General features: G+C 63.9%; 21 protein-coding genes. 14 read left to right on the top strand and 7 right to left on the bottom strand.

All coding sequences use genetic code 11. From position 1 onward, the window contains the following. Positions 1–311: 311 nt before the first annotated feature. Positions 312–1394 (bottom strand): tubulin/FtsZ family protein, encoded by a 1083-nt coding sequence (locus GCU68_RS12600; RefSeq protein WP_152942119.1) that lies wholly within the window; start codon positions 1392–1394, stop codon positions 312–314. Between the two features lie 158 nt (positions 1395–1552). Between GCU68_RS12600 and GCU68_RS12595 the strand changes: the two genes are divergently transcribed. The 3 genes from GCU68_RS12595 to GCU68_RS12585 all read left to right on the top strand — a co-directional run bounded on the left by GCU68_RS12595 (position 1553) and on the right by GCU68_RS12585 (position 4192). After that, positions 1553–1978, top strand: coding sequence for a DUF5791 family protein (locus GCU68_RS12595; RefSeq protein ID WP_152942117.1), 426 nt, complete (start codon positions 1553–1555; stop codon positions 1976–1978). 79 nt (positions 1979–2057) lie between these two features. Further along, the gene (locus tag GCU68_RS12590) at positions 2058–2954 is read left to right on the top strand and encodes an SDR family oxidoreductase (RefSeq protein WP_152942115.1); all 897 of its coding nucleotides are present in this window, start codon (positions 2058–2060) and stop codon (positions 2952–2954) included. Between the two features lie 56 nt (positions 2955–3010). Next, a complete protein-coding gene (locus tag GCU68_RS12585) occupies positions 3011–4192 on the top strand; it encodes a DHH family phosphoesterase (protein ID WP_152942113.1) in 1182 nt (393 codons plus the stop codon). A gap of 25 nt (positions 4193–4217) precedes the next feature. On the opposite strand, the gene glmM is transcribed toward GCU68_RS12585, so the two are convergent. Beyond that, the gene (glmM, locus tag GCU68_RS12580) at positions 4218–5540 is read right to left on the bottom strand and encodes a phosphoglucosamine mutase (RefSeq protein ID WP_152942111.1); all 1323 of its coding nucleotides are present in this window, start codon (positions 5538–5540) and stop codon (positions 4218–4220) included. Between the two features lie 177 nt (positions 5541–5717). Here glmM and GCU68_RS12575 point away from each other — a divergent pair, with 177 nt between their 5' ends. The 4 genes from GCU68_RS12575 (at position 5718) to GCU68_RS12560 (ending at position 11085) form a co-directional block, all read left to right on the top strand. Continuing rightward, on the top strand, positions 5718–6026 hold the full coding sequence (locus GCU68_RS12575; RefSeq protein ID WP_152942109.1) for a transcription factor S: 309 nt from the start codon (positions 5718–5720) through the stop codon (positions 6024–6026). Positions 6027–6146: 120 nt separating this feature from the next. After that, the gene (locus tag GCU68_RS12570; protein WP_152942107.1) at positions 6147–6449 is read left to right on the top strand and encodes a DUF7518 family protein; all 303 of its coding nucleotides are present in this window, start codon (positions 6147–6149) and stop codon (positions 6447–6449) included. 81 nt (positions 6450–6530) lie between these two features. Continuing rightward, a complete protein-coding gene (gene smc / locus GCU68_RS12565; RefSeq protein WP_152942105.1) occupies positions 6531–10121 on the top strand; it encodes a chromosome segregation protein SMC in 3591 nt (1196 codons plus the stop codon). Continuing rightward, the gene (locus GCU68_RS12560; protein ID WP_152942103.1) at positions 10114–11085 is read left to right on the top strand and encodes a segregation and condensation protein A; all 972 of its coding nucleotides are present in this window, start codon (positions 10114–10116) and stop codon (positions 11083–11085) included. The genes smc and GCU68_RS12560 overlap by 8 nt, the downstream gene beginning before the upstream one ends. 62 nt (positions 11086–11147) lie before the next feature. Here the strand turns inward: GCU68_RS12560 and GCU68_RS12555 are convergent, their stop codons facing one another. After that, positions 11148–11762 carry a DUF7344 domain-containing protein gene (locus GCU68_RS12555; protein ID WP_152942101.1) on the bottom strand — a complete coding sequence of 205 codons (615 nt, stop codon included), beginning with the start codon at positions 11760–11762 and terminating at the stop codon, positions 11148–11150. 237 nt (positions 11763–11999) lie between these two features. Here GCU68_RS12555 and GCU68_RS12550 point away from each other — a divergent pair, with 237 nt between their 5' ends. Continuing rightward, complete coding sequence (locus tag GCU68_RS12550) at positions 12000–13448, top strand: MATE family efflux transporter (protein WP_152942100.1); 1449 nt, start codon at positions 12000–12002, stop codon at positions 13446–13448. Positions 13449–13469: 21 nt separating this feature from the next. On the opposite strand, the gene GCU68_RS12545 is transcribed toward GCU68_RS12550, so the two are convergent. Then, positions 13470–14168 carry a phosphoribosyltransferase gene (locus GCU68_RS12545; protein ID WP_152942099.1) on the bottom strand — a complete coding sequence of 233 codons (699 nt, stop codon included), beginning with the start codon at positions 14166–14168 and terminating at the stop codon, positions 13470–13472. 149 nt (positions 14169–14317) lie between these two features. Between GCU68_RS12545 and thiC the strand changes: the two genes are divergently transcribed. Together thiC and GCU68_RS12535 are read left to right on the top strand one after the other, a co-directional pair. Continuing rightward, positions 14318–15760, top strand: a complete 1443-nt coding sequence (gene thiC / locus GCU68_RS12540; protein WP_152942098.1) for a phosphomethylpyrimidine synthase ThiC — start codon at positions 14318–14320, stop codon at positions 15758–15760. 57 nt (positions 15761–15817) lie between these two features. Beyond that, on the top strand, positions 15818–16717 hold the full coding sequence (locus GCU68_RS12535; RefSeq protein WP_152942097.1) for a PhzF family phenazine biosynthesis protein: 900 nt from the start codon (positions 15818–15820) through the stop codon (positions 16715–16717). Positions 16718–16734: 17 nt separating this feature from the next. On the opposite strand, the gene GCU68_RS12530 is transcribed toward GCU68_RS12535, so the two are convergent. After that, positions 16735–17445 carry a helix-turn-helix domain-containing protein gene (locus GCU68_RS12530; RefSeq protein ID WP_152942096.1) on the bottom strand — a complete coding sequence of 237 codons (711 nt, stop codon included), beginning with the start codon at positions 17443–17445 and terminating at the stop codon, positions 16735–16737. Positions 17446–17648: 203 nt separating this feature from the next. Here GCU68_RS12530 and GCU68_RS12525 point away from each other — a divergent pair, with 203 nt between their 5' ends. The 4 genes from GCU68_RS12525 (at position 17649) to GCU68_RS12510 (ending at position 22294) form a co-directional block, all read left to right on the top strand. Beyond that, positions 17649–18506 (top strand): SDR family NAD(P)-dependent oxidoreductase, encoded by an 858-nt coding sequence (locus tag GCU68_RS12525; RefSeq protein WP_152942094.1) that lies wholly within the window; start codon positions 17649–17651, stop codon positions 18504–18506. Positions 18507–18508: 2 nt separating this feature from the next. Continuing rightward, entirely contained in the window at positions 18509–20536 is a 2028-nt protein-coding gene (locus GCU68_RS12520) for an AMP-binding protein (protein WP_152942093.1), read from the top strand. Positions 20537–20643: 107 nt separating this feature from the next. Then, positions 20644–21615 (top strand): deoxyhypusine synthase, encoded by a 972-nt coding sequence (locus GCU68_RS12515; RefSeq protein WP_152942091.1) that lies wholly within the window; start codon positions 20644–20646, stop codon positions 21613–21615. A 190-nt stretch (positions 21616–21805) separates the two neighbouring features. Continuing rightward, positions 21806–22294 (top strand): cupin domain-containing protein, encoded by a 489-nt coding sequence (locus GCU68_RS12510; RefSeq protein WP_152942089.1) that lies wholly within the window; start codon positions 21806–21808, stop codon positions 22292–22294. A gap of 58 nt (positions 22295–22352) precedes the next feature. Here GCU68_RS12510 and GCU68_RS12505 read toward each other — a convergent pair whose 3' ends face one another. Further along, on the bottom strand, positions 22353–24581 hold the full coding sequence (locus tag GCU68_RS12505) for an LUD domain-containing protein (RefSeq protein ID WP_152942088.1): 2229 nt from the start codon (positions 24579–24581) through the stop codon (positions 22353–22355). Continuing rightward, positions 24578–25102, bottom strand: coding sequence for an LUD domain-containing protein (locus tag GCU68_RS12500; protein ID WP_152942086.1), 525 nt, complete (start codon positions 25100–25102; stop codon positions 24578–24580). Before GCU68_RS12500 ends, GCU68_RS12505 begins: the two co-directional genes overlap by 4 nt. Positions 25103–25158: the final 56 nt, after the last annotated feature.

Raw genomic sequence — 25158 nt, 5'->3', positions numbered from 1 at the left:
TACGCGCCCCGGTGGCGTTCTGGTACTCGTTTCTACTGTCGCCTTCAATTTAAATGTACCGGTACCGAAACCCCTGAAAACAGTTGACACGGCCGTCCTCGGTCGTGTTGGGGCGTGACACGGGTTCGACGGGTGTATATAAACGGTCGACGGCGGATCGCCACCGATCCCTCTCGCAGTCCGACAGGTCGCTTGGGATCGACTGCCGAACGATCCGCTGACCCGGACACGTCGTCTCGAGCAGCCGACGGACTCGTCGCTCACGGTATCTGGCAAGTCGAGAACAGGGCGACAGCGAAATCGAACGGTCGCTAGAAGAGGTCCTCGAGTCGGTCGTCGGCGAACTGCGCCGCGTGGTCAGTTCGCGTCTCCTCGCGTGCGCGTTTCGCCTCACGTGCGCGCTCCATGAACTGTTGAATGCGCTCGGAGCGTTCCGCACCGCCGAGCAAGACGAGCGCGCCGAGACGATCGCTCTCGAGTGGGAAGTCGCCGCCGCGAACCTGCATGCTGCCGGTTTCGTCCTCGAGCCAGCGGCGCGCTCGCTCGACGCCCTTTCGGGGGATCCGATCGGGGTCGCCGGCGATCACCAGCAGGGCCGAGTCGGCCGTCGTCGCGTCGGGCAGACTCGTCCCCGTCAACAGCGCCTGTCGCGAGACGCTCATCGCGGTTCGAATGTTCTCGGCGCTGTCCTCGCTCGCGATTTCGGTGGCGTAGCCGAGCGCAGCGACGCCGCCGGCTCGAAGCGTGTTGATGACCTCGCTCGAGTCGACGACACTTTCGCCGACGCCCTCGACGGCCTCGCCGGAGGCGAACAACAGCCCAACGCGCTTGGCGATTCGTTCGTTGATCGTTTCGAACGCCCCTTCGACGCTTTCGCCCTGCTCGTGCCACGCGTCGTTGTCGACGAGCAGGGTCGAGTCGGCTTCGCGGATGATCGTCTTCAGCGAGCGGCCGGCGTTGGCCTGATACAGCGCCCCTTCGTTGCGCCCCGGCAAGATGCCGAGCGTGTAGACGGGCACGTCGTAGACCTGCTGGAGGTGATGGACGAGCACTGGCGCGCCGCCGCTGCCGGTGCCGCCGCCGAGTCCCGCGACGACGAAGATCGCCTCGGCGCTCGAGGTGACCCGGCCATCGAGTGCGCCAAGCACCTGCTGGATGTCCGACTGCATGACTTCGGTACCGAGTTCGTTGTCGCCGCCGACGCCGTGGCCGTTGACCCGGTCTGCGCCGATCAGCTGGGTGTCGACGTACTCGAGCGACTGGAGATCGGGTTCCGCGGAGTTGACCGCCAGCGCCCCTTGAACGGCCCCAAACCCCATCTCCGCGTCGAATCGGGCGAGTCGTTCGGTCACTTTGCCGCCGGCCTGTCCAACACCGATCAGGGCGACTTTCATGTCACGTGTATGTAACGGGGTCCTGTTGAACGTTCCGGTGAGCGAGTTTTTCTCGCCGACTGATCGGTTGTTCGGGTCGACCTCGAGTGACAGCCGTCCCACCGCAAGAAGTGGCGACGATAGCAATACCTTTCAGCGCGATACCCGTGTTCTCTGGCATGTTCTACGAACAGCGGATGACCGTTCCCGACTCGCCCGCTGAACTCCGTGCCGAGTACGACGCCGACCTCCGGTCGGTGATCGAACAGCACGGCCCCGACGAGGTCGCCGCCGCGACTGACGTCGACCGTGACTCCCTCGAGGCGCTGCTCGAGGGGGACTCGCCAGCCCTCACACTCACCGAGGCGGCCCAGATTCTGGCGCTCGAGGACGGCGAACCCGACGCTGACGAAATCGTGACTATCGCCTGCGAACATCTGTTGTTGGGCATGTCGACGGCCGTCCTCGACGTCGACGCGATCGAGAGTCACATCGACATCGATCTCGAGGCGAAAGAGATCCAACAGAAGATCGAACAGCGCGCACCGATGTCGCTAGCGGAGTTCGTCCACATCCAGTACGTGATCGCCGACGGCGCGCCCTGACTCGAGCCGACGATCAACCGGTGCCAGCCAGTCTCGCTGCGAGCAGGGTAGTTATACTCGTTCAGGCGCGACTGTGGACATGGACGTTGCAATCTTGGGCTGTGGGTACGTCGGTCTCGAGTTGGGCCGACAGCTCTCCGACCGTGGTCACGACGTGATCGGTGTTCGCCGATCCGAGGACGGTATCGAGGCGATCGAGAACGCCGGCTTTGCGGCCGTCCAGACCGATATTACCGATCAGGAAGGACTCGAGGCCGTGCCGGACGTCGACGCGATCGTCTTCGCGGCCAGCAGCGGCGGCCGCGGTGCCGAGGCGGCTCGCGAGGTCTACATCGAGGGACTGCAAACGGCGATCGAACAGTTCGGCGAGCGTGACCAGCCGCCGGCGCGACTGGTGTACACCTCCTCGACGGGCGTCCTCGGAGATCACGACGGCGGCTGGGTCGACGAGGAGACGCCGATCGGGCCCACGACCGAGAAGACCGAAGTGCTCGCCGAGGCCGAGCGGATCGCCCGCGAGTTGCCACCCGAGTACGGATACGAGGGCACCGTCGCTCGCTTTGCGGGACTCTACGGTCCCGGTCGCTACCGCCTCGAGCGCTACCTCGAGGGACCAGTCGTCGAGGGCTATCTGAACATGGTTCATCGCGACGATGCGGCGGGGGCCATCCGCTACCTGCTCGAGGAGGACCTCGCCCGCGGTGCGGTCGTGCAGATCGTCGACGACGAACCCGCGGATAAGTGGGTCTTCGCCGACTGGTTGGCGGATGCCGCCGGCGTCGAGCACCCGCCGAAACGGACGAAAGCCGACCGACTCGCAGACGACGACCTCTCGGCGGCCGCGCGGCGACGCCTCGTGACGAGCAAACGCTGTGCCAACGAGAAACTGCGCGAACTAGGCTACGAGTTCGCGTATCCGACCTATCGGGAGGGCTACCGCGACGCGATCGACGCGTACGTCGCCGACGCGGCGTGACGTCGGGCCGTCGTCTGCGGGGGAAATTTCTTGAGGATTCGATATAATTGTGTGATATGCGAACCCGGACCATCTCGAGCGAGCCGTCGCTCGAGGTGGACACGTTGGTTCTCGAGCCGATCGTCGACACAGCACGGTCCCTCGAGCCGCTCATCCTTTCGCTGGTCGTGTTAGCGGCCGCGACAGTCGTCGTCGGGAGCTGGTGGGTCGTCCGCTGGTTTCGTCGGCCACCGGGGGCCCACCTCCAGCGGCTGCTCGGGAACTACGACAACGTCGCGGTATTGATGCATCCGAACCCCGATCCCGACGCGATGTCCTGTGCGATGGGGGTCGCGAACATCGCGGCATCCGTCGGTACCGAGACGACGCTCCAGTACGCCGGTGAGATCCGCCACCAAGAAAACCGCGCGTTTCGAACCGTTCTCGACGTCGACCTCGAACAGATCGAGACGAGTTCACAGCTCGCCGCCGACGCCGTCGTGCTCGTCGACCACAACACGCCGCGTGGCTTTGCGGGCTCTCAATCGGTCGAACCGGTCGCAGTCGTCGACCATCATCCCGGTAACGGGACCGGCACGGAGTTTACCGACGTCCGCACGGAATACGGCGCGGCATCGACGATCGTCGTCGAGTACCTCGAGGAACTCGGGGCAGCGATCGAACCGGACGACGACAGTCTCGAGATTTCGGACGAACTCGCGACCGGGTTGCTCTACGGCATTCTTTCGGATACGAACCACCTGACGAACGGCTGCTCGCGGGCGGAGTTCGACGCCTGTGCGACGCTCTTTCCGGGGATCGACGAGGACATGCTAGATCGCGTTGCCAACCCGCAGGTCAGCGACGACGTCTTGCAGATCAAGGCGACGGCGATCACCGAAAAGCGCGTCAAGGGCCCCTTCGCCGTCTGCGACGTCGGCGAACTCTCCAACGTCGATGCCATTCCCCAAGCCGCAGACGAACTGATGCAGTTAGAGGGCATCACGGCGGTCGTCGTCTACGGCGAACACGACGGCACGATCCACCTCTCGGGGCGCTCTCGAGACGATCGGGTCCACATGGGAGAGACTCTCCGCCACGCCGTCAGCGACATTCCAATGGCCAACGCGGGCGGGCACGCCCGGATGGGCGGCGGGCAAGTATCCGTCGACCACATGGAAGGGATCGGCCCCGCAGACGGGATCGACAGGGACGAGTTCGAGGAACGGCTCTTTTCGGCGCTGGCCGGGGAGCGGTAGCGCGATCGGCTGTCGTCGGCTCGACCTATTCGGTGTCGGCCGCATCAGCGACGAGTGCGCGGGCGTCTTCGAACAGCGCCGCCGCCCGGTCGGGATCGCGCGCTTCAGCGGTCACGCGAACTACGGGTTCGGTTCCGCTCGGACGGACGAGCGTCCAGCCGTCGCCGTGATCGATCCGGACGCCGTCTAACGCGTCGACCTCCAACTCGCGCTCGCGAACCGTCGCCTCGACGCGCTCCATCACGGCTGTCTTGTCATCGACCTCGAGCGACGTCCGCCGGATCGGATACGTCTCGAGGGCGTCGACTGCGTCGCCAAGTGGGCCGTCTCGAGCGACCATCGCCGCGAGCGTACAGGCCGCGTACGGGCCGTCGGGACAGAGCGTCTCCTCGGGCCAGATCCAGGCCCCGCTGGGTTCGCCGCCGAAGACGACCTCGGGCTCGGTCGCCCGTTCCGCGACGTAGACGTCGCCGACGGCCGTCCGGGTTACGCTCGCGCCGACGGCCGCGAGCGCGTCGTCGACGGCGAGGCTCGTATCGACCGGTGCGGCGACCTGCTCGCCATCGCCCGCTGCCTCGCGAGCGAACAGCGCGAGCAGGAGGTCCTTCGGGACGAACTCGCCGCGCTCGTCGACGGCCATCATCCGATCGCCGTCGCCGTCGTGAGCGATGCCGAGGTCGGCGTCCGTCGCACCGACGAGTTGCTGTAAGTCCGTCAGCGTCTCCGCGTTGGGTTCGCTGGGCCGGCCCGGGAACCGCCCGTCGGGCTGGGCGTTGAGCGTCCGCACGTGACAGCCGAGTTCGACCAGCGCGTCCGCCGTCACGCTGCCGGCTCCGTTACCGACGTCGACGACGACCTCGAGTCCCTCGAAGTCGCCAACGGCGTCCGTAACCGTCTCGACGTGGCGCTCGAGCAAGCCGTCGTGGTGACTGCGGTCGCCGATACCGGTCCAATCCTCGAGGTCGTAGCGCTCGTTCTCGACTCGGTCTGTGATCGCCGCCCGACGCTCGGTGTCGAAGGCCTGTCCGCTCGGCGACCAGAGTTTGATCCCGTTGTCCGTGGCTGGGTTGTGCGAGGCCGTGATCACGACCCCCGCGTCAGCCTCGAGCCACTCGACGCCGCGGGCAACGGTCGGCGTCGGCGCGACGCCGACGTCGATGACGTCGCCGCCACACTCTCGAACACCGGCGGCGAGTGCGTCGGCTAACATCGTCCCGCTCTCGCGGACGTCACGACCGACGACGACGCGCTCGTACCCCTCCGAGGCGAGCGCTCGACCGACCGACAGCGCCAACTCGGCTGTCACTTCCTCGCCGACTTCGCCGCGAATACCGCTCGTTCCGAACATGCTCGAGGGATAGCACGGGCGGGTATATAAAAATCCGAACACCGTCCGGCGTGCTGAGACCGATCGCGTGTTCACTCAAGCGGGTGGTACCGCTGGCCCGTCCGAGGGAACGAACCGGGTGTTGGCTCGGGCTAAACGCGCCCCTTAAGTCACTCGGCCGACGTAACCCGGACAACGATGGAATTTTGTGATGAATGCGGTTCGATGATGAAAGCCGACGACGGCCTCTGGGAGTGTGGCAGCTGTGGCTATACGAAACCGAAAGGCGATGCCGAGGAGTACATCGTCACGGACGACCAGGAAGCCAGCGAGATTATCGAGTCCTCCGGCGAGACGTCCCTGCCAGAGACCGACGCCCACTGTCCCGAGTGTGGGAACGACCGTGCGCACTGGTATATGCAACAGATCCGGTCGGCCGACGAATCCGAGACGCGCTTTTTCATCTGTACCGAGTGCGAACACAAGTGGCGCGAAGACGACAACTGATCTGCTGAGGCAGTCTTCTCGTGCGGTTCCGTGACGATCACCATCCCCCATGGCGAACCTACCAGAACGGTTAGCTGTGTCTGACGTACGTTTATGTGGGCGGACGAACCGCTAGAAGATATGTCGAAAAACCGTGTCGAACAACTCGAGTCGACGGTCGCGGAACTCGAGTCGACGGTCGAGGGGCTGACGGACGAACTCATCGAAGCGAAAGAGCGCATCCGCGTCCTCGAGGCCGAACTCGATACCGAGACGCCGACTCGCGTTCCCGAGCGACGCAGCGCAGCGCCAGAAGGCGACGCCGAAACGACACAGGAAGCAGCGCCCGACGAGGTGGCCGAAGCGACGGCCGACGCGGACGTCGAGGACGAGACGACCGACGAAACGGAAGACTCAGGTAGCGACGACATTATTGTTGCGTAACTACGTGGCAGCGTCGCGGTCCCATTCGCTTCGCGATCGACTGGTCACGATTCCCCGACGAGACGGAGGGCTGGCTCACATATGTATATCAAGGCACTCGTTCTGGACAATTTCAAGAGCTTCGGCCGCAAAACGAAGATACCGTTTTACGAGGATTTCACCGTCGTTACCGGACCCAACGGCTCCGGCAAATCGAACATCATCGACGCCGTACTCTTCGCGCTCGGACTGGCTCGGACGCGCGGTATTCGCGCCGAAAAGCTGACCGACCTGATTTACAACCCCGGCCACGAGGACGGCAACAACTCCGCTGGCCCGCGCGAGGCGACCGTCGAAGTGATTCTCGACAACAGCGACGAAACGCTGACGCGCTCGCAGGTCGTCAACGCCGCTGGCAGCGACGACGTCGGCGACGTCGACGAGATTCGGATTCGCCGACGGGTCAAAGAAACCGAGGACAACTACTACTCCTATTACTATCTGAACGATCGCTCGGTCAACCTCTCGGATATTCAGGACCTGCTCGCACAGGCGGGTGTCACGCCCGAGGGCTACAACGTCGTCATGCAGGGCGACGTCACCGAGATTATCAACATGACGCCCCACGCCCGTCGAGAGATCATCGACGAGATCGCCGGCGTCGCGGAGTTCGACGCCAAAAAGGAAGACGCCTTCGAGGAACTCGAGGTCGTCGAAGAGCGAATCGACGAGGCCCAACTCCGCATCGAGGAGAAACGCGACCGCCTCGCCCAACTCGAGGACGAACGCCGGGAAGCCCTGCGATACCGACGCTTGCGGCGCGAAAAAGAGGAGTACGAGGGCTACAAGAAGGCGAGCGAACTCGAGGAGAAACGCGACGAACTCGCGAGCGCCGAGAATCGTGTCGAGGACCTCGAGGAGGAACTGACCGACCTCCAGCGTGAACTCGACGAACGACAGGGGAAAGTCGTCCGCTTGCAGGAAGACCTCGAAGATCTGAACGCCGAAATCGAGCGCAAAGGCGAGGACGAACAGCTCCGGATCAAAAGCGACATCGAGGAGATCAAAGGCGACATCTCGCGGCTCGAGGACAAAATCGAGACCAGTGAGGACGCGATCGAAGACGCCGAATCGAAGCGCCGTGAGGCCTTCGTCAAGATCGATCGCAAACAGGAACAGATCGAAGAGCTCGACGACGAGATCCGCGAGCACAAACTCGAGAAAGCACAAGTCAAAAGCGAGATTCAGGACCGCGAGGCCGAACGCGACGACCTCGAGGCCGAAATCGACGCTGTCGACACCGAGTTCGACGAGCTGAAAGCCGACCTCGCAGAGCGAAAAGACGAGCTGGAGGCGGTCAAGACCGAGAAAAACGACCTCCAGCGCGAACAGGACCGACTGCTGGACGAAGCCCGGCGGCGTTCGAACGAGATCAGTGAAAAGGAGGCGACGATCGAGCAACGCCGCGAGGAGATCCCCGAGATCGAGAACAGACGGGCCGATCTCGAGCGTGAACTCGAGAAGGCCAAGAAAAACCGCGAAAACATCGCGGGCGTCGTCGACGACCTCAAACGTGAAAAGCGCCGGCTCCAGTCGGATCTCGACGACGTCGACGATACGATTCAGGCGAAACAACAGGAGTACGCCGAACTCGAGGCCAACGCGGGCAAAAGCGGCGACTCCTCGTTCGGCCGTGCGGTGACGACGATCCTGAACGCAGGGATCAACGGCGTTCACGGCGCGGTCGCGCAGTTGGGGACTGTCCCCGGCGAGTACGCTGTCGCCTGCGAGACGGCTGCGGGCGGGCGACTCGCGAACGTTGTCGTCGACGACGACGTCGTCGGCCAGCAGTGCATCGACCACCTCAAATCGCGCAACGCGGGGCGAGCGACGTTCCTCCCGATGACGGACATGCACAAGCGCCGGCTGCCCAACGCCCCGAGCGATCCCGGCGTGGTCGACTTCGCGTACAACCTCGTCGACTTCGACGGGCAGTACGCCGACGTCTTCTCGTACGTCCTCGGCGACACGCTGGTCGTCGAAGATTTAGAGACCGCTCGTTCGTACATGGGCGACTACCGGATGGTCACGCTCGACGGCGATTTGGTCGAGAAAAGCGGTGCGATGACCGGCGGCTCCGGCGGCGGCTCGCGGTACTCCTTTACCGGCGGCGGCGAGGGCCAACTCGAGCGCGTCGCGAAACAGATCACCGAGTTGCAAGACCAGCGCGATTCCCTTCGCGAGGAGCTTCGTGGCGTCGAGGAACGCCTCGACGACGCCCGCGATCGGAAGACCGACGCGACCGACGAAGTGCGCTCGATCGAAACCGAACTCGAGAGCCTCGCGGACGAACGCGAGTCGATCGAAGCCGAGATCGACGAACTCCGAGACGACCTCGACGACCTCGAGGCCGAGCGGGAGTCCGTCGACGAGAGGATGACCGATCTCTCAGGCGAGATCGAGACGAAAACGGCCGAGGTGGCGGAGATCGAAGCCGATATCGACGACCTCGAGGCCGAACTCGCCGACTCGAAGATTCCCGAACTCACCGCCGAGATCGAACGTCTCGAGGACGAAATCGACGAGCGAGAAGACCGCATCGCGGATCTCGACAGCACACTCAACGAACTGAGTCTGGAAAAAGAGTACGCCGAGGACGCGATCGAGGACCTCCACGACGACATCGAGACGGCCCAGAACCGGAAAGCCGAACAGGAAGCCCGGATCGACGACTGCGAGGAGGCGATCGCCGAGAAACGCGAGACACTCGAGGACAAACGGGAGGCCGTCGCGGAACTCGAGGAGGAACTGACCGAACTCAAAGCCGAACGCAGCGACCTGAAAGCGGAGCTGTCCACGGCCCGAACGAAACGCGACCAGCAACAGGATCGGGTCAACGCCGTCGAGAGCAAACTCGAGGACGCACGCAGCCGGCTGCGCGACCTCGAGTGGGAGATCGAGAGCCTCGAGGCCGAGGTCGGCGACTACGACCCCGAGGACGTGCCGGACCACGAGACGGTCCTCGAGATGATCGAGGTGTTGCAGGCGGATATGGAGGCAATGGAACCGGTGAACATGCTCGCGATCGACGAGTACGACGACGTGCGAGAGGATCTCGATGGTCTCGAGGACGCGAAGGCGACGCTGGTCGAGGAAGCCGAGGGCATCCGCGACCGGATCGAGCAGTACGAGACGCTGAAGAAACAGACGTTCATGAACTCCTACGACGAGATTGCCGAGCAGTTCACGGAGATCTTCGAGAAGCTCTCGGAGGGGACCGGGACCCTCCATCTGGAGAACGAGGCCGATCCGTTCGACGGCGGGCTGACGATGAAAGCCCAGCCCGGCGACAAGCCGATCCAGCGACTCGACGCGATGTCTGGCGGCGAGAAGTCGCTGACGGCGCTGGCGTTTATTTTCGCGATCCAGCGCCACAATCCGGCTCCGTTCTACGCACTGGACGAGGTCGACGCCTTCCTCGACGCCGTCAACGCCGAGCGAATCGGCCAGATGGTCGACGAACTCTCCGAGAAGGCGCAGTTCGTCGTCGTCTCGCATCGCTCGGCCATGCTCGACCGCTCCGAGCGAGCCATCGGGGTGACGATGCAACAGGATAACGTGAGCGCCGTGACTGGCATCGACCTCAGCAGCGAGGGCGACGGCGAGAGCGAGGAGGTGCCGGCAAGTGACTGAAGACGACGACATCCCGCTGCACATCGCCAGCCACGAGGACCGCGAGCGACCCGGAAACTCGGATTCGACGGTCCTCGAGTTTTCCGACGGTGACGAACGAGACGGAGAGAGCGCCGTCGAGGACGATGTCGACGGCGAGAGCGGTGACGACGCAGGCGAGAGTGAGGACGTCGAACCCGTCGAACTGCTGGTCCAACTCGCCGAAGACGGCGAGATCGATCCGTGGGACATCGACATCGTCGCGGTGACGGACAAGTTCCTCGAGGCGCTCGACGACGCCGACCTGCGGACGTCGGGCCGCGCGCTGTTCTACGCGAGCGTGCTCTTGCGGATGAAAAGCGACGAACTGTTCGCACCGGACGAACCAGAGGAGGAGGAACTCCCGCCGTGGGAGGCTCCCTTCGCGGACGAGGGGCCGATGGACGGCGACGACGGACCAGCACCCGGCTTCGACCCCGTCGAGAGCCTCGAGGCGGAGATGGAACGCCGCCTCGAGCGCAAACACGCCCGCGGGAAGCCGGAGACGCTCGACGAACTGGTTCGTGAACTTCGAAGCGCCGAACGCGACACACGGTGGAAGGAGTCCCGAAGCTACGACACGAGCGACTCGCCACGCGGGTACGACCGCGGGATGCAGGAACTGAACTACCACTCGGGCGACGACTTCCGGGTCGACGACGAGCCGACCAGCGACGATGTCACGCACACGACCCACGAGGAGGACATCGAGACGGTTATCGACGACGTCGAGACCGCACTCGAGGGCCAGTACGACCGGGGCCGCGAGGAAGTGTTGTACGCCGAGATCGAAGACGTCGGCGGCTCGCGCGTGATGACGTATCTGGCGCTGCTCTTTCTCTCCCACCGGGGACGGGTCCGCCTCGAGCAGGACGAGCTGTTCGGCGACCTCTGGGTGCAAGACGCGACGGTCGAGACGGACTCGAGCGAAGCGATCGCCGACTGATCGCACTCTGAAATCAGTCTCGGACGGTGAGTTGCCTCGAGCGAGTGGCCGGTGACGAGCGATTAGTCAGCGGTCCCGGTTCCTGAAAACGAGAAGCCGCGGTTCGTCCCGATCGTTGCGAGCACGAAGAGGATGGTGATGATCGTCCCGAGCATCACGCCGGAGAGTGCGAGCACGCCGAGCATGGAAGCGACCAGCAGGCTCGTACTCGCAGCGATCGCCGTCGTGTAGTAGTCAGAAAAGAGGTACGCGACGAGCGAGCGATCGGCGTCGTCCTGGGGAGACTCGTCGCGATACGGCTCGAGGTGCGGTTGGAAGATCTCCAATCGGTCGGTCGCACGAACGATGCCGCGGGATTTGTTGTACTCGATGACGCCTTTCTTGTCGAGTTTCGGAAGGTGTGACTGGTACAGCGGGATATAGACGCGCTGGCGTTGGGCGGATGTGAGCTCTCGAACCGTCGTATTGTGTTCGCGAGCGGCAACGTGTTCGGCGATCTCGCGCATTCTGACGGTTTCGTCGTCGATGTCGAGCAGGTATTGGATCGTATCTCGCCGGCGATTCGTCTGTAGAATGTGAAAGATCTCGTCTTGAGAGAGTGCCGGCGACTCCTCGGCAGTGGGAGCGCGAGAGGAACCGGTCGAACTGCGGGGAGGGAGGGTTGACTGGGGACTCATACGCGTTACTCGGAGCAGGTTTTCATAATGATGTAAACCTTTCCATGTACAGAGATTCCTTTGTACTTTTATCCAATATCAGGAAGATAGCCAATCATCTGAAGAAATATCTTTGAACAGTACAGTTTCTAAAACCTGAACGTCGACACCTCCACTGGTCGGTGGAAACCGAACGGAGACTGCGTGCAGATATCACGCCTCACGAGAGGTGAAGTAACTCGAGCAAGAGTATCGGGTATGTCCTCAAGCGGTCCGTCGAGCGAGGGGTCTCTCACGGAGGGGGCGCTCGTTCGCCCGATGTTCAGGCTCGCTTGGCCGCTCGTGGTCATCCAGCTCCTGCAGGTCGCGTACAACGTCGGCGACACCTTCTGGCTCGGCGCGCTCTCGCCCGATGCCGTCGGCGCGGTGAGTCTCGCCTTTCCGCTACTCTTTCTGGTGATCGCTGTCGGCGCCGGCTTCACGACAGCCGGCTCGATTTTGCTTGCCCAGCATACGGGCGCAGAAAGCAGCGAGGGTGGCCTGATCGCCGGGCAGACGATTTCGCTCATTTCGATACTCGCAGTCGCACTCGGCATCGTGGGGTACGTCGCGACGGATCCGATGCTCGCTGCCCTCCCCGCCGACAGCGACACGCAAGCCGCGATCCTCCCACTGGCTGGCGACTACCTGCGGATCTTCTTTCTTGGCGTGCCCTTCGTCTTCGGCTTTTTCGTCTTCGCCGCGCTCATGCGAGGCTACGGCAACACTCGCGCGCCGATGCGCGTGATGGTCATCAGCGTCGTCGTCAATCTCGCACTCGATCCCCTGCTTATTTTCGGGGTCGGACCGCTGCCCCGCCTCGAGATCGAAGGCGCTGCCGTCGCGACCGTCGTCTCGCGGGGGCTCGCCACGCTGATCGGCTTCTATCTGCTCTACTACACGACGACTGGGCCGACTATCGAACCGGGCCATCTCCGACCGCGCCTCGAGTACGTGAGCGAGATCACCAGACTCGGCGTGCCAACGGCGATCGAGCAGTCGATGACGGCGCTTGCGCTGGTCGCGATGACGGCGATCGTCGTCACGTTCCCGCCAGCGGTCGTCGCGGCCTACGGGCTCGGGAATCGGCTGATCTCGCTTGCCTTCCTGCCTGCGATGGGGATGGGACAGGCGACAGACTCGATCGTCGGCCAGAATCTGGGCGCTGGACGAGCCGACCGGGCAGCGAAGGCGACGTGGCTCGCCTCGGGCGTGATCGCGGGGATCATGGCCGTCGCCGGCGCGCTCGCCTTCTTCTTCCCCGAGCCGTTCGTCGCGGTGTTTCTCACGGCCGAGGAAGCCGGCCGGGCCGAAACGCTCGCCTACGGCGTTACGTACCTTCAGTTCGCTGCGATCGGGTTCGTCTTTATGGGAGTCATGCAGGTGATCCTGGGTGCGTTCCGCGGAGCCGGTAACACGAAGACGGCGCTCGCGTTTTCGGTGCTCGGGCTGTGGCTCGTGCGCGTTCCGGTCACGTACGTCCTGATCTTCGTCATCGACTGGGGCACGACGGGTATCTGGACAGGCGTCGTCGTCGGTGACATCGTCGGCGCGCTCGCCGCCGTCGCGTGGTTTACGCGTGGCACCTGGAAAGAGTCGTTACTCGAGGAAGACGAGACGACGGCCGAACAGTCGGACTCGGGCGAGGCCGAATCGGTCGCGAAGTGACGTGGGTCGAAACCGAACGACTCAGTCGTCAGCCAACTGCCACTCGCCGGGGCCGGCCGACTCGAGGACATCGCGGCGGTCCATCTCGGTCAGTACTTCGGGAATGCGGTCGGGTTGTGCGATCTCCATCTCGATGCGGTCGACGCCGTGGAACGTGGCGAGATAGTGGCGGATCTCCTCCTGGGCGAACGTGTCTTGATCGGCCTGGCGCATCACGCTCGAGATGAGATCGACCATGTCTTCGATGAAGTTCCACGGGTAGACGATCCACGTCCACTCCTCGAGATGTTCGCCGACGTAGTCGGGTTCGTACTCGCTGGTGCCGAGCAGTTGGAGCGTCGCGGTTCGAACCTCGCCGGCGTCGCGGTCGGTGACGTACTCGTAGGCGCGCTCGATCGAGCCGCCGGTGTCGGCGATGTCGTCGATGATGAGGACGTCTTTGCCCGCGACGCTGCCTTCGGGCATTGGGTAGCGAACGGTCGGTTCGTCGCTTTTCTCGGCCGTCCCGACGTAGTGTTCCATCTTCAGACTCGTCAGATCGTCGAGTCCAAGGAAGTCACAGAGACAGCGGCCCGCAAACCAGCCCCCGCGGGCGAGCGCGACGACGACGTCGGGTTCGAACGCGTCGTCGCGAACCTCGTCGCCGACGTCGCGACACAGGCCGTAGATATACTCCCAGTTGGTGATCGTACAGTCGAAGTCGTCCGGTAGATCGGACATGGTGCTATCTACTCGAGTGAGAGGACGCGACCCTCATAAGTGGGCTGAAACCGCGCTCGGCACTCGAACCTGTAACTCGAGTGATGGTGCGCCGACGTGGGACGCGCAACACAAGCGATATATGATCCAGTAATATAACCTAGTTATCAATGGGACGAACCCAGCTCGAAGCCGCCCGCGAGGGAACGATCACCGAGGCAATGGCGCGCGTCGCCGAGCGCGAGAACCGCGATCCGGAGTTCGTCCGGGAACAGGTTGCCGACGGACAGGCAGTCATCCCGGCCAACAGGGCTCACGAGGCGCTCGACCCGATGGTCATCGGCCGCGAGTTCGCGACGAAAATCAACGCGAATATCGGCAACAGCGAGACGACCAGCGACCTCGAGACGGAACTCGAGAAACTGCACACGGCGGTTCACTACGGCGCGGACACGGTGATGGATCTCGGCACCGGCAGCGATCTCGATGTGATCCGTGAGACCCACATCGACCACTCACCGGTGCCAATCGGAACGGTGCCGCTGTACGAGGCCGTCAAGCAGGCGGGGAGTCCCGAGGATATCACGACTGATCTGTTGCTCGAGATTATCGAGAAGCAAGCCGAGCAGGGCGTCGACTACATGACGATCCACGCGGGGATTCTGGCGGAACACCTGCCGTTGACCGACGGTCGCACGACGGGGATCGTCTCGCGTGGCGGTTCGATCATGGCGACGTGGATGGAAACTCACGGCGAGCAGAATCCGCTGTTTCAGATCTACGACGAGATCTGCGCCATCTTCGCCGCCCACGACGTCACGTTCAGTCTCGGCGATAGCCTGCGACCGGGTTCGCTGGCCGACGCCTGCGACGAGGCCCAGTACGCTGAACTCGACACACTTGGCGAGTTGACCCGCCGCGCCTGGGACCGCGGGGTACAGGTGATGGTCGAAGGACCGGGCCACGTCCCGATGGACAAGGTCGCCGAGAACGTCGAGCGCCAGCAGGAGGTCTGTGACGGCGCGCCCTTCTACGTACTCGGCCCGCTGGTGACCGACATCGCGCCCGGCTACGACCACATCACGAGCGCCATCGGGGCCGCGATGGCAGCCCAGGCTGGCGCGGCGATGTTGTGTTACGTCACGCCCAAAGAACACCTCGGTCTCCCCGACGAGGACGACGTCCGCGACGGCCTCGCCGCCTACCAGATCGCCGCCCACGCGGGCGACGTGGGAAGCGGCCACCCCGGCGCTCGAGACTGGGACGACGCCCTCTCGTCGGCCCGCTACGCGTTCGACTGGCGCGAGCAGTTCCGCCTCGCGCTCGACCCCGACCGGGCCCGCGAGTATCACGACCAGACGCTGCCCGAAGACAACTACAAAGACGCCCGCTTTTGCTCGATGTGCGGCGTCGAGTTCTGCTCGATGCGGATCGATCAGGATGCCCGCAACCGCGCGGACGGTGAGATGGACCGTCTCGAGTCCGGAATCGACCTCGAGTCGTCGCCAGCCGCTGAGGTGAACCGTCCCCCTGTCGGAACCCACGAGTCGGCCATGCTGCCGTCGGATGAGACGTGGACCGATCGGTCGGTCGAAGAAACCGGAGACGACTGAGTCGCCGGTCCGGCCGACGACCGAGGATTGATACGTCACTCGGCCGACCGATGGCGTATGCAGACGACTCGAGTCTTACAGGTCGATGCGTTCACCGACGAACCGCTGACCGGCAATCCGGCGGGCGTCGTCCCGGACGCGGACGGCCTCTCGGACGCACAGATGCAAGCGATCGCCGCCGAAATGGCCGTCAGCGAGACGGCGTTTTTGCGCTCGAGCGACCGCGCCGACCGACGGGTTCGCTACTTCACGCCGACTCAGGAGGTCGATCTCTGCGGACACGCGACCATCGGCTCCTTCGCGTATCTCCACGATGACGGCCTCGAGTTCGGCACGACGACGCTCGAGACGAACGTCGGCGAACTCGAGATCGCCCTCGAGAACGACGGCACGGTCTGGATGACACAGGATCGACCTGAGGTTCGCGAGGTCGACGTCGGCTACGCCCGCGTCGCTGACGCGCTTGGGGTCGAACAGGCCGCCCTCGAGGGCGCGAGCGACGACATTCCGCTCGCGGTGGCTTCGACCGGTCTTCCGTTTCTGGTCGTCCCGATTACGTACCTCTCCGACGTCGGGAGCGCCGACCCCGATATGAAAGCGATCGAGGAACTGACCGACGCGCTCGACGTGACCGGGATCTATCTGTTCACGTTCGACGCCCTCGAGCGAAAATCGACGCTGCACGGGCGGATGTTCGCGCCGGGAGCCGGCGTACCCGAAGATCCAGTTACGGGGACCGCAAGCGGTGCCGTCGGCGCGTATCTCGATCACTTCGGCGCGTTCGACGACGACTTTCCCGAGGAACTCCGCCTCGAGCAGGGCCACTACGTCGATCGGCCGGGACTGGTCCGCATCCGCGTCGGCGACGACGTGCAGGTCGGTGGCCGCGGCGTGACCGTCCTCGACGGCTCGCTCGCCGTGCCGGCCGACGACGACGACGAGATTCTCGAGGCCTGAGTCGAGGACTGTCGGAGCTATCGCGTCGCATCCATGTTCTCGAGCGCCGAGAGCGCGGCTTTCAGGACCTTGCGCTCGCCTCGGCGGAGGTTCATCGAGACGGCGGTCTTCGAGACGTCGAAGTGGTCTGCGAGGTCGTCGAGGGTCGTCTCGCGTGGCGTCTCGTAGTAGCCGTTCCGGGAGGCGACCTCGAACGTCTCACGCTCGGTTTCGGTGAGGGATCGACAGCCTTCGAGCATCCGAAGCGCGCTGTCGGAGTTCTCGAGGAGGTCGAACAGCGCCGTCGGGCCGACCTGGTCGCGATTCTCGACGGTGAACTCGTTGTGTCGCTCGAGTTCGGCGAGCGCGTGATCCTCGTCGCGGTCGTCGTCGAAGCCGACGTGCCAGCGTTCCTGTCCGTCCTCGATCTGGAAGGGGCCAGTGATGTAGCCACCGTTTTGTTGGATCGTCCGCATCGCGTTCGTCTCCTCGATCGTCGTGCCGATCTCGGCCACGTTGTCACGTTTCGAGAGAATGTAACACTCCCGCATGTTCGGGTGCTCGCGAAGTTCGCGCAACCCGGACTCGAGCGTCCCAACGGACTCCCCTTTCGCGATCAATCGCGTCTCGAGTTGCTCGTCGTCGGTGTCCAGTTGCCACTGGACGGCCGAAAAGGCGATCTCGACGTCGTCAGTTGTGTCGATGAACGGACAGTCGTACTGTCGCATGTCGATATCGAGATCAATCATATGAGCCAAGAAGCCACATACAAGGGCTTAATATTTGCTACTAAGTACCGTGGATGGGCAATCAAACGGGGATCGAGACAACGACTGTTGCTAATACACCACTGATCTCTCGTCGGCCGACCGACTCCCGGCGCGGCCCGTCATTGATATGTTAACAGTTGTGTTTTAGCGTGACTCGGCGAAACATCCACGCAGAAATCGAAATGTCTGACTCACAGCTTACGGCGCCGACAGTGGCCGTCGACGATATTCAACGGTTCGACGACGACTCGTTTACCGACCGGAACGTCTGTCTGGTGACGGGAGCCGGATCGGGGATCGGCCGTGCGACCGCACTCGGTGCCGCCGGAAACGGACTCACCGTCGCGGCGACAGACATCGACGCCGACGGCCTCGAGGGGACGATCGACCGCGGCGAAGACCTCGGCCTCGAGGGGTCGATCACGTCGATCGTGGGCGATCTGACCAGCGACGAGGACCTCGAGCGAATCGTCGAGGAGGCAGCGCAGCTGGGCGATCTCAAGTATCTCGCCAACATCGCCGGGATGCAACACATCGACTCGATCGAGGAGTTCCCGATGGCGACCTACGATCGAATGCATCAGGTCATGCTCCGCGCGCCGCTGTATCTTTCGAAGCTCTGTATTCCACACTTTCGCGAGACAGCGGATGGTGCGGGTTGCGTGGGGAACATGGGCTCGATCCACGGCCACTACGTCACCAGCGACAAGGTCGGCTACAACGTCTCGAAGTTCGGACTGCGCGGGCTCACGCAGTCGATCGCAGCCGAAGGCGACGGCGAGATCCGCGCGTACTCAGTCAGCACCGGTTACGTGAAGACGCCACTGGTGATGAACCAGCTCGAAGACACCGCCGAACAGCGCGGGATCTCCGTCGACGAGGTGATCCAAGACGTTATGCTCGGCCAATCCCGCGTCAAAGAGATGATGGAGCCGGTCGACGTCGCCAACCTCTTCCTGTTTGGCTTCTCGGATCTCGGCCGACACCTCGACGGCGGCGACCTGTTGTTTGATGGTGGCATGAGTGTAACCTACGAGTGACAATGTCCGAGAACACAACCGAGCCGAGTCTCGAGGACGTCGACGAGATCGTTCACGAACCGAGCGAGGCGTTCGTCGAATCGACCAACGTCGCTGCGTTCATGGAGACGTACGGGATCGACGACTACGAGGACCTGATCGAGCGCACAACGACCGACCTCGAGGGCGTCGAGGCGTCGAGCGTCGACTGGTTCTGGGACGAACTCGTCGACTATCTCGGCATCGAGTTCTACGAGGACTACGACACGGTGCGAGACGACAGCGAGGGGCCGCAGTTCACCGACTGGTATCCCGGCGGGGAACTCAACGTCGCCCACAACGTCGTGGATCGCCACGCCGCCATCGAGAACGAGCGGCGAAACAAAGTGGCGACGATCTGGGAGGGTGAAGACGGCGAGGTTCGCGAGATAACCTACCACGAACTCAATCGCCAGTCGAATCAGGTCGCAAACGCCCTCGAGGACCGCGGCATCGAGACGGGCGATACGGTCGGCCTCTACATGCCGATGGTGCCCGAGGTCGTCTCGATCCTCTACGGCTGTTTCAAAGTCGGCGCGATCGCCGTCCCCATCTTCTCGGGCTTCGGCGTCGACGCAGCCGCGACCCGGATCGCGGATTCGGAGTGTTCGGTGCTGTTTACCGGCGACGGCTTCTATCGTCGCGGCAGTCCGGTGTACCTGAAAGGCGCTGCCGACGAGGCGATCGATGAGGCAGGCCACGTCGAGGAGACGATCGTCTTCGACCGACTCGGCTCGAGCGACGCCGGCTCGGAGTACGACGTTCCGTGGGACGCCGACCGCGACGAGTGGTGGACCGACGCCGTCGAATCCCAAGACGACGACTACGGAACGAAGTCGCTCGACTCGAGTCAGGAGTCGATGCTGCTGTACTCGTCGGGCACCACGGGCAAACCGAAAGGGATCGTCCACACGCACGCGGGCGTGCAGATGCAGAGTGCCAAGGAACTCCACTTCGGCTTCGATCTCAAGCCGTCGGATCGGTTCTTCTGGGTCTCCGACATCGGCTGGATGATGGGGCCGTGGACGCTCATCGGCACCCACAGCTTCGGCGGCACGGTCTTCATGTACGAGGGGGCACCCGATCATCCGCAGCCGGATCGCTTCTGGGAGATGATCGACCGCCACAAGCTCACGCAGTTCGGTATCTCGCCCACCGCAATCCGCGCGCTGCGAAAGCACGGTGACGAGTGGCTCTCCGGCCACGACCTCTCCTCGCTTCGGCTGCTCGGCTCGACGGGCGAGCCGTGGGACCCCGAATCGTGGCAGTGGTTCTACGAGAACGTCGGAAACGGCGAGGCCCCCATCATCAACATCTCTGGGGGCACCGAGATCTGTGGCTGTTTCCTGATGCCGATGCCGACCGAGCCGCTGAAACCCTGCACGCTGGGCGGTCCCGGCCTCGGAATGGACATCGATATCGTCGACGCGTCGGGCGAGTCGGTCAAAGAAGACCACGAACGCGGCTACCTCGTCGCGCGCGACTCCTGTCCCTCGATGACCAAGTCGCTGTGGTCGGGCGACGAACGCTACTTAGCGGAGTACTGGTCGCGGTTCGAGGACATGTGGAACCACGGCGACTGGGCCCAAAAGGACGAGGACGGCTTCTGGTTCCTCCACGGCCGCGCCGACGACGCGCTGAACGTGGCGGGCCGGAAGGTCGGCCCCGCGGAAGTCGAGGGCGCGCTCATCGACCACGAGTCGGTCAATCAGGCCGCCGCGATCGGGGCTCCCGACGACACCACCGGTACCGCCGTCGTCACGTACGTCGTCCTCGAGGACGGCGTCGACGAAACTGACGACCTCCGCGAGGAACTGCGCGCACAGGTCGGCGAGGAACTGGGGAAACCGTTCCGGCCACGTGAGGTGCTGTTCGTCGACGAGTTCCCCAAAACGCAGTCGGGCAAGATCATCCGTCGCGCCATCGAGGCCACGTATACGGGCGAGGACCTCGGCGACATGAGCAGCATCGAGAACCCCGACGCCCTCGGGGAGATCGAGGACGCGCGATAGGCGACTCGAGGTGCGGTTGCGATAGTCACTTCCTCGACAACCGGTACCAGCCCACACGGGGCGATCGATCCCGAGCAATTCAAAGCCCTGCTCGGGTAGCTAGGGATATGACCGACGACGAGTCCCGCGACCACGTCGTCCCGGGCAGCGACGAGGCGCTGTCGACGGACGACGTTCGTGGCTACGACTTCCGCGGCGAGTTCGATTTCGGCGAGTTACTCGAGTCCTACGCGACGACCGGCTTTCAGGCGACACAGCTCGCAGAGGCGATCGACATCGCCGAGCGAATGCAAGACGAGGACGCGACGATCTACCTGACGTGTACCTCGAACATCATCTCCTCGGGACTGCGCGAAGTCGTCGCGGCCCTCATTCGGAAAGGGTACGTCGACGTGTTGATCACCACCTCCGGCTCGCTGACCGAGGATGTCATCAAGACAGAGAAGCCGTTCAAGATGGGCGAGTGGGATGCAGACGAGGCCGAACTTCGCGAACGCGGCATCAACCGACTCGGGAACATCTTCGTCCCCTCCGACCGGTACGTCTGGCTCGAGGAGTACCTGTATGACTTCTTCGACGACTTCTTCGCGGAGGAGAAGGTCCGAACGCCGACCGAGTTCGCCCGCGAACTCGGCGAGACCCTCGACGACGAGGATTCGGTCCTGAAACAGGCCGCGGACAACGACGTGCCGGTGTACTGTCCGGCGCTGACCGACGCCGAAGTCGGGAACTTCCTCTACTACTACCGACAGGGGTACGACTCGGAGGTCGGCATCGAAATTCTGGACGACTACGACTCGCTGATCGAAGACGGCCTGCTCTCCGACACGACCGGCCTCATCGCCGTCGGCGGCGGCGTCCCGAAACACCACGCGATCATGACGAACCTCTTCCGTGGCGGCGCGGACTACGTCGTCTACATCTCGACGGGGATGGAAGGCGACGGCTCGCTGTCGGGTGCTCCGCCGAACGAGGCCGTCTCGTGGGGGAAGATCAAGGAAGCCGAGAAAAACTACACCCAAATCGAAGCGGAGGCGACGCTCGTCTTCCCGCTGCTCGTGGCGGCTGCGTTCGAGTAAGCCGACAGGATGCGGTCGTCGACGAGATGCGACCGGTCTCGTCGTCCTGTCGCCGGGACGGTGTCTCCCAGCGCCGTGAAAAACCATTATAATTCGAGTGCGCGTTGGAGTACGTGATTCAGGTCGCCCCATAGAATCGGCACTTTTCACGTCGTCGTGAGACGGCCCGTAATCACTACGGTGAACGATCATGGCAGCCACATCGAAAAAGCACCCAGAAGCAACTCGAGCCGTCGACCTCGACCAGTTCGAGGGGATGGACGTATCTCAGGTAGATGACGACCGCGCCCGGTTGCGCGCGTACTTCCCGCTGACGCCCGGGATGCCGAACGGAACCGACGCCGGCGCGACGGAGACGATGCTCGTCTGTATCGAACTCGAGCCCGGCAACTACCTTCCCAGCCACCGGGATAGCAACGAAGAACTCCTCGTCGCGACCTCGGGACGGGTCGAGGCGACGGTCGGTGACGAAACGATTTCCCTCGAGGCGGGCCAGTGTGCCGTCGTCCCCAAGATGGAACCGCACGGGCTCGAGAACACCGGCGACGAAACCGCCCATATCATCGGGTTCTTCCCGAATACCGAACTGACAGCCACGTTCGAAGCGCCACTCGAGCCGTTCGGAACGGCGGAGATAACGATCGAACCCGCTGCGACCGATGAGCCACGGGACGAGTAGCGAGTCGGTCCGCTCGTCCGCCGATCAACTCCGTTTTTGTTGCTGCCGTCGACGGCTCTCAGCGAAGCCGCGAGCGCGGATCGAGCACCTCGACCGGGTGGGACGCGTCGCGGTCGAGCAAGTCCTCGAGTTGGTCTTCACACGAGGTGCCGCTGGCGACGACCAGTCGATCCTGCGTCTCGGGTTCGGTGAACTGCTCGGCCAGTCGGTCGCCGACGTCCATGCTCAGCTCGTAGTACTCCTGTTTGTAGCCGAAACTCCCGGCCATCCCACAGCACTCGACGTCGCTCTCGACGACGTCGTACTCGAGGGCTTCGAAGACAGCTCGCGTGTAGCGGTCGACGCCCAGCGTCCGCTGCTGGCAGTGGGAGTGGTAGGCAATCTCCGGCCCCTCGTCGCCGGTTCGCAGTCGCGCGCCGTCGGCCCCGTTCTCGAGACAGCCGTAGACGTACTCGATGACTTCGTAGCTGCCCTCCCGCAGGCGCTCGAACGAGGCCTCGGGGAGGAACTTCTCGTACTCGCGGTGGAACATCGCCAGATCGGATGGTTCGATGACGACGACGTCTCGGCCAGCGTCGAGGTGTTCGGCTAGCGCGGCGTAGACGCGGCTGGCCTTCTCGTCGGCGGTCGCGATCATCCCCTGTGAGAGCGGTGCACGGCCGCTTTCGCCGACCGACGGAATCCGGACGTGAACGTCCATGGCCTCGAGGACGCGGACGGCTGCCTTCCCGCGGTCGACGTCGATGTAGTTCGTGTAGGTATCGGGGTAGAGGACGGCTTCGCGCTCGGCATCGGCGGCGGACACGCGCGGGCCGCGCGCCTCGAACCAGTCGACGAGCGTCTCGCGTTCGAACGCGGGCAGCGAGCGGCGGCGATCGATGCCGGCAGTGCGCTCGAGAAGGGATCTGACGGGCTCGAGGCCGGCAGTCCAGTTCGACAGTGGCGCGGTCGCCGAGCCGAGTTTCGCCAGCGTCTCGTAGTTACCAAAGAGCCGTTTCTGGAGGTCGATGCTCCCCGTGTCTTCCTCGTCGGGCACCAGTTCATCGTAGACGAACTCGAAGCGGCTGGCGTTGCCCTCGCGGTTGATCCGATCCCTGACGACGGTATTGATCCACGGAATGTCGATCTCGACCGGACAGGCCTCGACACAGCGCGAACAGCCCGTACAGAGGTCGTTGAACTCGGCGGCGCTGTCCTGGCCGTGAACGCCGGCCTCCCACCCGGTCGCGATGCCGCCCGTATAGGTCTCGCCGCCGAAGGCGTGGCCGCCGACGGACTGGAAGTTCCCGCACGTGTTCGCACAGGCCGAACACCGGATGCAGTACAGCGTCTCCTTGAGCTGATCGTCCTCGCGCATCGACATACGGCCGTTATCGATCAGGACGAGGTGAAAGTCGCGGTCGTCGTCGCGGTCGGCGAAGGCGACGTCGGGGTCGTCGGGATCGACGACCGGCGAGTCGACCGGCGGCGTCAGCAACGAGATATAGGAGGTGATGTCCTGTCCCGTTCCCGAGCGGCCGATCAGTTCGATAAACGGCGCGAGGTCTTCGACGGATGGGACGATCTTCTCGACGCCTGCGACCGCGACGTGCGTGTCGGGGACGACGGCCGACTTTCGGGCGTTGCCCTCGCTCGTCACGAGCATGAGCGAGCCCGAATCGGCCGTGATGAAGTTCGCGCCAGTCATTCCGATGTCGGCGTCGTCGATTAAGTCGCCGAGCCGGTCGCGAGCGAACATCGTCAGCTCCTCGGCGGTCTCGAGCGGCTCGTCGGGGTCGAACTGCTCGTTGAACAGTCGGGCGATCTCCTCGCGGGACTTGTGGATCGCCGGGGCGACGATGTGGGAGGGCGCTTCGTCTGCGACCTGCAACACCCACTCGCCAAGGTCGGTCTCGACGACGTCGACGCCGTCGGCCTCGAGAGCCTCGTTGACCTCGAGTTCCTCGCTGGTCATCGACTTCGATTTGACGAGTCGCTCGGCCTCCTTCTCGCTCGCGACGTCGCGAATGTAGCGGTTGGCGTCGGCGGCGTCGTCGGCGATGTAGACCGTGCCGCCGTTTGCCTCGACGGTCTCGGTAAGCTGGTCGATCAGCGCCGGCAGCCGTTCGATGGCGTCCTCTTTGATCGTCCGGGCCTCGTGTTTCAGTTCCTCGTAATCCTCGAGGTCCGCAACTGACTCGTAGCGGCCATCGTTGAAGCCGAGCGTGTTCGCCTCGACGGCGTCGCCTTCGGTCTCGAGGAGGTGGCGAATGTGGGCGGCTTTCCCCTCGCGCGTTTTCCCGCTCATTGGGCATCACCCTCGGACTCGAGGACGAGCACGTGGACGGTTTTTGGCCCGTGGGCCCCTCTGACGAGTGCGCCCATGTCGGCGGTCGCGCTGGGACCGGTCGCGACGATGGCGCTTCCGCCGTCGCGAAGTTGGGGGCCGAGCCGTTCGATCGCCGTCGGCATGTCGGCGACGAGATCCGCCTCTCGGAGAACGGGGACGTGGAGGTCCGGAAAGAGGCTCACCTGCTCGCTGCCCTCGGGCGTCGACGGCAACACGACGCTGCCGTAGTCCGCGATCCCGAGCGTGGCGGCGGTAACGCTCGTCGTCGCGGCCTCGAGCGTCGCCGGGGTAGGTTCGTCGTCGACCCACGACGGTAACGACACGCCCTCGAAGGGCAGTGTCGTTCCGACGACGGGGTCGGAAACGATTGTCTCGAGTGTCGACTCGAACGCAGTGGGAGTCGTCCTGGTCACGGGGACGTCGAGGTCGGCAAGCGACGCCTCGAATCGTTGCCAGACGGCCCCTGTCTCGGCGCTCATGTCTCGAGGCTTTGGCCCCACCATCATCACTGTTCTGCTATACGTGACTCACTGAC

The sequence above is a fragment of the Natronorubrum aibiense genome (assembly GCF_009392895.1).
GTDB lineage: Archaea > Halobacteriota > Halobacteria > Halobacteriales > Natrialbaceae > Natronorubrum > Natronorubrum aibiense.
This window is presented reverse-complemented; position numbering and strand designations above follow the sequence as displayed.